General features: G+C 52.5%; 10 protein-coding genes. 2 read left to right on the top strand and 8 right to left on the bottom strand.

All coding sequences use genetic code 11. The features are described from left to right. Positions 1 to 319 precede the first annotated feature (319 nt). From AC2VNK_RS07675 to AC2VNK_RS07640, 8 genes are all read right to left on the bottom strand, one after another. Positions 320 to 772 (bottom strand): PH domain-containing protein, encoded by a 453-nt coding sequence (locus AC2VNK_RS07675; protein ID WP_291523842.1) that lies wholly within the window; start codon positions 770 to 772, stop codon positions 320 to 322. A 175-nt stretch (positions 773 to 947) separates the two neighbouring features. Continuing rightward, positions 948 to 1,268, bottom strand: coding sequence for an iron oxidase (gene iro / locus AC2VNK_RS07670; protein ID WP_291523844.1), 321 nt, complete (start codon positions 1,266 to 1,268; stop codon positions 948 to 950). An 86-nt stretch (positions 1,269 to 1,354) separates the two neighbouring features. Beyond that, complete coding sequence (locus tag AC2VNK_RS07665) at positions 1,355 to 2,056, bottom strand: cytochrome c1 (RefSeq protein WP_291523846.1); 702 nt, start codon at positions 2,054 to 2,056, stop codon at positions 1,355 to 1,357. A gap of 22 nt (positions 2,057 to 2,078) precedes the next feature. After that, the gene (locus tag AC2VNK_RS07660) at positions 2,079 to 3,293 is read right to left on the bottom strand and encodes a cytochrome b (protein WP_291523848.1); all 1,215 of its coding nucleotides are present in this window, start codon (positions 3,291 to 3,293) and stop codon (positions 2,079 to 2,081) included. 27 nt (positions 3,294 to 3,320) lie between these two features. Then, positions 3,321 to 3,941 (bottom strand): ubiquinol-cytochrome c reductase iron-sulfur subunit, encoded by a 621-nt coding sequence (petA, locus tag AC2VNK_RS07655; protein ID WP_291523852.1) that lies wholly within the window; start codon positions 3,939 to 3,941, stop codon positions 3,321 to 3,323. Between the two features lie 30 nt (positions 3,942 to 3,971). After that, a complete protein-coding gene (locus AC2VNK_RS07650; protein WP_291523854.1) occupies positions 3,972 to 4,781 on the bottom strand; it encodes an SDR family NAD(P)-dependent oxidoreductase in 810 nt (269 codons plus the stop codon). A 5-nt stretch (positions 4,782 to 4,786) separates the two neighbouring features. Further along, a complete protein-coding gene (locus AC2VNK_RS07645) occupies positions 4,787 to 5,479 on the bottom strand; it encodes a c-type cytochrome (protein WP_486883364.1) in 693 nt (230 codons plus the stop codon). Positions 5,480 to 5,964: 485 nt separating this feature from the next. Continuing rightward, a complete protein-coding gene (locus tag AC2VNK_RS07640; protein WP_486883363.1) occupies positions 5,965 to 7,146 on the bottom strand; it encodes an NAD(P)H-dependent flavin oxidoreductase in 1,182 nt (393 codons plus the stop codon). Between the two features lie 248 nt (positions 7,147 to 7,394). On the opposite strand from AC2VNK_RS07640, the gene ubiT reads away from it, so the two are divergent. Continuing rightward, positions 7,395 to 7,916 carry a ubiquinone anaerobic biosynthesis accessory factor UbiT gene (gene ubiT / locus AC2VNK_RS07635; RefSeq protein ID WP_291523859.1) on the top strand — a complete coding sequence of 174 codons (522 nt, stop codon included), beginning with the start codon at positions 7,395 to 7,397 and terminating at the stop codon, positions 7,914 to 7,916. Positions 7,917 to 8,056: 140 nt separating this feature from the next. Then, a partial coding sequence (locus AC2VNK_RS07630; protein ID WP_486883362.1) for a peptidase U32 family protein occupies positions 8,057 to 8,346 on the top strand: 290 nt, incomplete at its 3' end.

Raw genomic sequence — 8,346 nt, 5'->3', positions numbered from 1 at the left:
CACTGGTTCGACTCCAGTACTGCGCACCAGTTCCCCCAAAGGTCAGGGATCGTATTCTCGGGCCTTTTCCATGCCAAAAGCCGGACAGGCCCATGTTATCGCCACCTTCCGGAAGAATACATCTCCCGAAGTTTCTGATCTCCATGAAGATGGAGAATATTCCGGTGCCGTTCCATAGAAACAAAACGGAAAACTGGGAAGTGCCATATATCCATAACCATTCGACGAAAATGACCAGCACCGAATCAACTAACAGATATGGGTTTCCAGGGACCCGTTCTTATCGTCCGCAGATCCGCTTTGATGGTTCTAGAAAACATCACGATAGTCCGATGGAGTTTTTAATGGCACCCAGTGCAATTTGAGGATCCTTTATATACTGCAACCGGATACCAAGATCATCTCCGAGAATAATTATCGAGCCATATTTTAGTTTTGATCCAAGCCAACTCTGACCAATCCCTATATGGCGAATGGCCGAAGCGGGTATGATGGCGCTTGTCGGACGAATCAGTCCGTATCTGACAATCAATTTGTCATTGTCTGCCGCACAGCTCGTGGTAAACGTCAGGGTAGCCATGTTGGCGACATCAATAAATGCCAAAACGATGAACACCGCGCCGATTACTATGAAGAATCCCGTGCCGAGAGACAAAAACGGAAAGCTGCAGATAAATATAATCAGCGATCCAATATATGCCGACTGGGCGACTGTAACATCCGCCAACACCATGGCGGGGTTTGATTTCAGGTCATATTGCTGCCCGGACATGCTCGACTCCAGTATCCAGTTGGATGATCACAGGGTACCACCAGCATCTGCTGCAACCTGACGATTTGCCGGATTTCTGTGGGCAACGAAGCCGCAGCATACGTGGTACGGTAAAAAATAAAAGCTCCCCTTTCGAAGAAGGGGAGAAGCAGGAGGAACACACGGACAAATGTGACTATGCGGGCATCGGGGTGAACGCGATGCAATATCCGTCAGGCGCGACGGGTCCGGCTACCACTTTACAGCACTTCGGCGCAATAAAATTGGCACAAGCAGAGCATTGCTCTTTCCCCTTGGGATGCGGCTGATATTGCACCTCGGCCTTTGGCGTGGTTCCTGGGCAGTTGCCGGCAGCATGGGCCGCGCCGATGGGATTTACCCCGACCACCGTGCCGGCAGCCACGATGCCAGCGGTAATGGCGATGCCTTTCAGCATGTCACGACGGCTTATATTCCCGGCTTTTGAACTTTCGGTTTCCTTCAGTTTCTCATTCATGATATCGCTCCTTCAGATTAACGGTTTTACAGCCTGCCTCACCACGATCGGTGGGATACCGTCTCATGTATCCAAACAACCTTTCATCATTTTACCTCCTTCCAGTATTCCTTTTTGAGGAAATAGGCCACTATGGTAAAAAATGCCAGCAGACCGAGCACCCAGGGCCCCTTGTCGTGTCGTTGCACGACGGATGGGTCCGACACGAATCTTAAGAACGCGACGATATCCGTGACCTGTTCCTTGAATTTCTGGGGAGACTCGTCCCCCGCACGAAGCAGCTTTCCATGTTCATTTACGATCCCGCCATACGGGGCAAGCACGTCTGGCATAGCTACATTGGGAAATACATGGTTATTCCACCCGGACGGGCGCTTGGGATCGCGGTAAAAGGAGAGCAAATAAGTGTATATCCAGTCCTGACTCTTATACCGGACCATCTGGCTGAGATCAGGCGGGGGAAGCCCGAACCATTTATGCGCCATGCCGGTCGGCATGGCGGATATCATGTTATCCTTGAATGTCGATCCCGTCGGTAACATGACATATTTATGTACGTCTGATTTTGACATGCCTAGATCATGGGTTAAAAACTCATAACGCATAAATTTTATTGAGTGACACGCCATACAGTTGGTTGCAAACAACCTTGCGCCGCTGATGATGGTCTTTGCATTATAAGTATAATGCGGCGTCAATAATTGTGGCCCATTGTCCGCAAATGCACCAGATGCGCTGCCAGCAAGCAGTCCCAGGGCCATACCTGCCCACACCACATACCTTTTCATAACTCCTCCTCTCTGCCCAAACTCAGTGGGCATGGAAACGGACGCGCGCCGGCGGTGTCCGGGTCGGTTCGAATTTGCTCACGAATGGCAGCAAAATGAAGAACGCCACATAGATGAATGCCCCCAGTCTTTCCATGAAAAAATACTTCGGCAGCGGGGGTTGCTCTCCTAGATAGGCAAGCACAAAGAAGTTAATGAAAAATATGAGAAGCATGATACGGGTGATCGGACGATATCGCGTCGATTTCACCGGATTCCTGTCGAGCCATGGGAGCACGAACGGGATCAGCACCGCGAACACCATTAATATGATGCCCGCATTCTTATTGGGAATGGATCTCAGCATCGCGTAAAAAGGTGATAAATACCACGGCGGCGTAACATCCGGTAGGCTTTTAAGCGGATTCGCGGGCGTCGACATGGTACGTTCAAGAAAAATATGATGAAATGTCGGTGCATAGAAGATGATCGCGCCAAAGATGATCAGCCACACACCGAATCCAAACAAGTCCTTAACGGAGTAGTAGGGATGAAATGGAATGCCATCCACGGGGTGGCCATCCGGCCCTTTGTTAGCCTTGATCTCAATGCCATCGGGGTTGTTGGAGCCGACTTTATGGAGATAAAGGATGTGGAAAACGATCAGCCCGACAATGACCAGAAATACCAATGTAACGTGCAGGGCCATAAACCGCCCCAGCGTGTCGCCACTCATGCCAGGACCACCACGTACCAGGGTGGTAACCCAGCCACCGATAAACGGAATGGACTTCAATAAAGAGGTGATCACCGTACCGGCCCAGTAGGAGAGGTTCGAATAAGGCAACACATATCCGAAGAATGCCTCCGCCATGAACGCCAAATAGGTCGTATAGCCAATGATCCAGACGAGTTCCCGTGGTGATCGGTAGGAGCCATACAGCATGCCCCGCGCCATATGCACATACAGCAGCACGAATATCAGCGACACGCCATCCACGTGCATATACTGCATGAGCCAGCCATAATGCACGTCGTACATGATGCCGTAAACAGAGTCGTATGCACCTTCAGCGGTAGGTATGTAGTGCGCTAGCACCAGAAATCCGGACAGGAACTGCAGCACCACCATCAGTAAAAGTAACGACCCGGCGTAGTAGAAAATATTGAAGTTCTTTGGCGCATAGTATTCAGCCATGTGCTCGCGCCACATCTCCGGCAGCGGAGAACGTTTGACAAACCACTCTTTGAAACTCATATCAGCCTCCTTTCTCGGCTACCACACTCAGCACAAATGGGCGAGCGGGTACATTTTGGTGACAACGACGGTTTTTTTGGCCACATCGATGTCATATTCGGGAACTGCCATATTGTGGGGGGCAGGTGACCCTTTGATTACGCGTGCCGAAAGATCGTACATCGAGCCATGGCAGGGGCAGTGAAATCCGCCGAGCCACCACGGAGCGACACTGGCTTTTTTGGGCCGGTAATGCGGTATGCAACACAGGTGGTTGCATATTTTTATACCAACATACCATTCCGGAACGCGCGACCGGTACTTGTTCTTGCAATAGGGTGGTTGCTGCGGCACATTGCAATTGGGATCCTTCAATATGCCCTTTTGCTCTGATTCATCTAGGGTGGCCAGCATCTCCGGCGTTCTGTTTACTACAATTACCGGTTTCTCCTGCCACAGCGCCACCATTTGCATGCCAGGCTCGATAGGGTTCAGATCGATGGTGGTGGTGGCTAATGCCGCGGCGGCGGCTGTTGGGTCCAATGATTTCACCATGGGTACCGCGATGGTGCCTGCCACCGCCGCGCCGGACACCGTTACCAGCGCCGTCAGAAAGCGGCGGCGTGTTACATTTGGAGCATGTTTGCTGTCTTGCCTTTCGTCTGACATGATATCGATTCCTGTCTGTTGTTTGATGGACTACACCGTAGAACTTGCCAAATCTTTTTCAGTTCTGTCATCCAGATCGGGATTGATAAAATTCTGGGCATAAAATAACTCGCCGTTATGACACAGAACGTCACAATCCATTAATTTGGTATAGATGCTAGTGATGGCTTCAGGTGGGGTATATCGCTTCATCGGCATGCCGGGATGCGTCAGCAGACGCAGCCCTGTTCTGCACGGACCTGGGTCTACGATATTCACCCGGATAAGCGTATTGGCATACTCTATCGCCCACATGCGGGCCATATGTAATATGGCGGCTTTGCTCACACCGTAGGCGCCCCAATAGCCTTTAGGTTTTGCGCCGGACTCGTCCGTCGTGAAAATAATGGATGCGTACGACGCCTCTTTCAGTAACGGGAGGCACTGCTGCGTCACCAACAGCGGGGACTTTACGTTGACCTGGAATACATGGTCCCATAATGCCCCTTCATAGTTCTCCAGAGGTGTTAGCATCCCGAGTTCTGCGGCGTTATGCACTATACCGTTCAGTTGTTTGAACTCGCTGGAAATAGCGGCGCCCACGGTTTTGAACGCGTCGCTTGCCGGGTTGGCCAGGTCTACCACGAGAATCGCCGGTTCGGAATAGCCATAATCGGTGATTTCATCGTAGACGCCTTCCAGATTACGCTTCGTCCTGCCTAACAGAATGACCGTAGCGCCTTGACGGGCATACTCGATGGCCACCGCCTTGCCGATACCATCCCCTGCACCCGTCACAAGTATGGTTTTCCCGTCCAGGGTGCCGTCGCCTTTCGCTTTGGTATAACCGCTCTCCATCATGGCGCTCACCGAGACCTTATGTAAGCGGCTAATGCCGTGATTTGCGTAGAGTTCAGCCTGGAGGCCACATATTGCATGATGCCCTTGTGGGTGGCGACCCGCTGTCCGGATTTGAAATACGTCAGTTGATTGATCACATAAGTGCGTTTTTGTCCCGCCAGCCTGGGGAAATAAGGAGGCAGACCGGCCAGTGTTGCACCATGGCAGGCCATGCAGGCCGGCATGTGTTTGTCGGGCAGGCCACCAAAGTACAGCTTTTTCCCTTCGGCCACGAGTTTGGGGTCATAAACATGCCCCGATGCGGGCTTCTGTGGCGAAAAATAGTCGGCGACCTGCTGTATCTGCGCCGCTGTCAGTGGAGCCACCATCCCCCACATGATGGGTGATTGCGGATCCGACCGTGTGTGGGTTTTAAAATGATCGAGCTGCCGCAAAAGGTAGGGCCGCCATTGCCCCGCTAGGTTCGGGAACATGCCCCCGTCAGCCGCTATGCCCTGCATGCCATGACAGGCCATGCAGGTGGACTGCACAACCGTGGGAATACCGCTCGCGGTGACGGACGCCGTCGCCGCAGTAACACTGACAGCACTGACCGTGGAGACCGTTTCAGCGAGAGTGGAGCCATAGGCCGCCGAAGCCATGACTATTGTCATTGATAATAGTGGAGTAATGAATAAAAGTGGTTTTTTTGGTAGCATATGTGGCACCTTGATTGTTAGGGCTGGCAACTATCAAATTCATCTTGCCGTTTTTTGATAGTTATAGGCCGGTTATAAACAAAACCCCGTCTTTGAAATAAACTGGCTTCATTGTTATATATAGACGTTATCCGCCAGTATTCCATTCACATTTTTTTGTGGGCCCATAGGTATGTTTTGCTGGCCCAGAAGAAAGAAACGCAACAACTCCTTTTTCAAATGTGTCTGCGCGCGGAACTCCGTAAATCTGTTGCCAATTTCGTCCGGCACGCAGCGCACCAGTTCTTATACGTCAACACTGAAACACAAAAGGTTTTCCACACGCCCCGATCGGAAAAAACAAATCAGTGACATAGAAAAAACTTCAGATTTCGGACGGCGCTTTTCTGGTGTGTTAGAATTCACCAACCTGTTGATTAACTAATGAATGCTCACAAAAAAAGCCACGGCAGCCGCGCTGGTCCGATTTTGACAGCGCTGTAAGATCATACAGCCAGCTTGGGTATGCACTCCTCCATGGATGTCTGTGCGGTTTCACCCAGCAGTGACGCCAAAAGTTCGCGAACGCCTCTGATCTTCTGTCCGAAGGGTAACTGTCCTGCGCCCCGAAAAAACAGCCCATGCTCTACATCACCGCGCTGCGCAGCAGCAAGCTGCGCCTCTATGCAGAATTGTCCGGAAGATGAATGGCCATCCTTGAAACCGCAGTGAACCAGGCACTCCGTCTGGCTGGGGCATTGAGAACGATCCGGACTGGCACAGGCGCGCAGCCTCCCCTCGCGTCCCAGGTAGCGGCGCAACCAGGGGGTAAGCACCGCGCGCGCTGGTAATCCTGCCGAACTCATGAATGTCACGAGGTCGTTAGGTGTCGCATCCGCCAGGACACGCTTGAAATTGATGTGCGCATCGCCCTCGCTGGTTACAGCGAAGGGTGTGCCCAACTGAACTCCGCTCCCGCCAAGGGAAAATATCTCCCGCATTTTCTGAAAGGAAGATATCCCTCCGGCGGCGATGAGCGGAATCTGATCGGATTTCAAGCCCAATTCTTCCCACAGCTTGCGGATCGCCGGTAGGACAATGGCAAAACCATACCGAGGATCGGAAACATCCTCTAACCGGGTAGCTCCCAGATGACCGCCCGCGAATTGCGGATTCTCGATGATGATGGCGTCCGGAAGGCGCTTCTGGCGTATCCAGCGGCGCACCACCACCTGCACGCCGCGTGCTTCGGAAAGGATCGGGATCAAGGCGACTTTGGGGAATTCCGCCGCCAGTGTGGGCAGGTTCATGGGCAGACCCGCGCCCACGATTACCGCGTTGACCCCACTCCTGATGGCTTGAAGCACATGCTCCCGATAGCCGGAAATAGCATGCATGACGTTGACGGCAATAAATCCCTCTTTGCCGGCAATCCGCCGCGCCTCCTGAATCTCCCGATCTAATGCGGTCAGATTTGCCCGGGCTGAGGCTGCCGGGTCTCTCAGGCGCCGCAGGTGCCGCATCAGGTCGTCGTGCAAGCGGCGCAACTCCACGCTCGCAATTGTTCCGACAGCCCCTTCCGCGGCCACCGCTCCGGCTAAACTGTGCGCTGAAATACCAATACCCATACCCCCCTGTATCACTGGGAGCAGGGTCCGCCCTTTAATCTTCAGGTATGGCAAGTCCATCTCAACCGCCTCGTTTGCGCCCCGTGGGCGTGCATATTACAAATACTTTAACATCCATTTATTGTTTTGTACGATGCAGGTGTAGCGCTTTTTAATCTGAATGTCAACAGGGCAATTGAGCATCCCAATAGCGCGCAACAACTGATAAAGGAGAGGTGGGGAAGGGGAGGGCTGTCTTAGCTTGCCGCGCTATTCCCTCCTGGCAATAATGCCGGGGTTTCCAACAAAAATTAATAATGACAACATTCATGGAGCTTGGGTATGCGCTAACGCGCCATTTTATCGCCACAACAACTATTTTTATGGATCCGGTGTTCACGGCTATTTTCGTGGGCATGGCTAACCGGGTTCTGGCGAAGCATCAACCGGATCTCTTTCAGATAGAGGGGCGGCGCGTTGTGATCGAGGTGTCCGACCTCGGAAAATCAATACGCATAATAATAAGGCTGGGAAGGATTGCCCCAACCCAGGTCGGACCGGTCGATTTGCGCATTGCAGGCACTGCTAGGGATTTTTGCCGCCTCGCACTGCGCTTCGACGATCCGGATACCCTCTTTTTCGCGCGTCGCCTGGTGTTGGAAGGAGAAACGTCCATTGGACTCCACCTTAAGAATATATTGGATTCCATAGACCTGGACTGGCTCGTCCCGGTCAGCTGCCTACCGGCCCCATTGGGTCCGCAAATAAGGCAGACCATCGACCGCGCCATTCGTAGAACCCATGCCGACAGGCGCCTGCACAACATGCTTGATCGTGCTCTGCAACCCTGAGCGGATACATATACCAGATGATTCAACGGCCTCCACCAATACTTTTCGATCCGCAACGCGCCGCCATTTCGACGAGCGTGACCGTATGCCCGACATCCGGAAAGTATCTCATCCAGTGGGTTTATCAGAAATGATTTCATATGAATGACCGTAAACCGGAATTGGTTTGCCCGGCAGGCGGATTGCCTGCCTTGAAAGCTGCTGTTGATAACGGCGCAGATGCTGTATATGTGGGCTTCCGCGACGATACTAATGCGCGCAATTTCTCCGGGCTTAACTTTGGTCCAGAAGATACCGCTCGCGGTATAGAATATGCGCATCGCGCCGGCAAAAAAGCTCTTCTGGCTATCAATACCTATCCACAGGCGCATAACTGGTCTGTCTGGACCACCGCGGTGGATCGTGCAGCGGTGCTTGGGATAGATGCCGT

The organism is Acidithiobacillus sp. TH-A35 (assembly GCF_057473505.1).
The sequence above is the reverse complement of the archived record's forward strand: the minus strand, read 5'-3'. Positions and strand labels throughout refer to the sequence as shown.

Excerpts from the sequence above, each read along its gene's own strand:
- AC2VNK_RS07675 (WP_291523842.1), bottom strand. The coding sequence starts at position 772 with ATGTCCGGGCAGCAATATGACCTGAAATCAAACCCCGCCATGGTGTTG.
- iro (WP_291523844.1), bottom strand. The coding sequence starts at position 1,268 with ATGAATGAGAAACTGAAGGAAACCGAAAGTTCAAAAGCCGGGAATATA.
- AC2VNK_RS07665 (WP_291523846.1), bottom strand. The coding sequence starts at position 2,056 with ATGAAAAGGTATGTGGTGTGGGCAGGTATGGCCCTGGGACTGCTTGCT.
- AC2VNK_RS07660 (WP_291523848.1), bottom strand. The coding sequence starts at position 3,293 with ATGAGTTTCAAAGAGTGGTTTGTCAAACGTTCTCCGCTGCCGGAGATG.
- petA (WP_291523852.1), bottom strand. The coding sequence starts at position 3,941 with ATGTCAGACGAAAGGCAAGACAGCAAACATGCTCCAAATGTAACACGC.
- AC2VNK_RS07650 (WP_291523854.1), bottom strand. The coding sequence starts at position 4,781 with ATGATGGAGAGCGGTTATACCAAAGCGAAAGGCGACGGCACCCTGGAC.
- AC2VNK_RS07645 (WP_486883364.1), bottom strand. The coding sequence starts at position 5,479 with ATGCTACCAAAAAAACCACTTTTATTCATTACTCCACTATTATCAATG.
- AC2VNK_RS07640 (WP_486883363.1), bottom strand. The coding sequence starts at position 7,146 with ATGGACTTGCCATACCTGAAGATTAAAGGGCGGACCCTGCTCCCAGTG.
- ubiT (WP_291523859.1), top strand. The coding sequence starts at position 7,395 with ATGGAGCTTGGGTATGCGCTAACGCGCCATTTTATCGCCACAACAACT.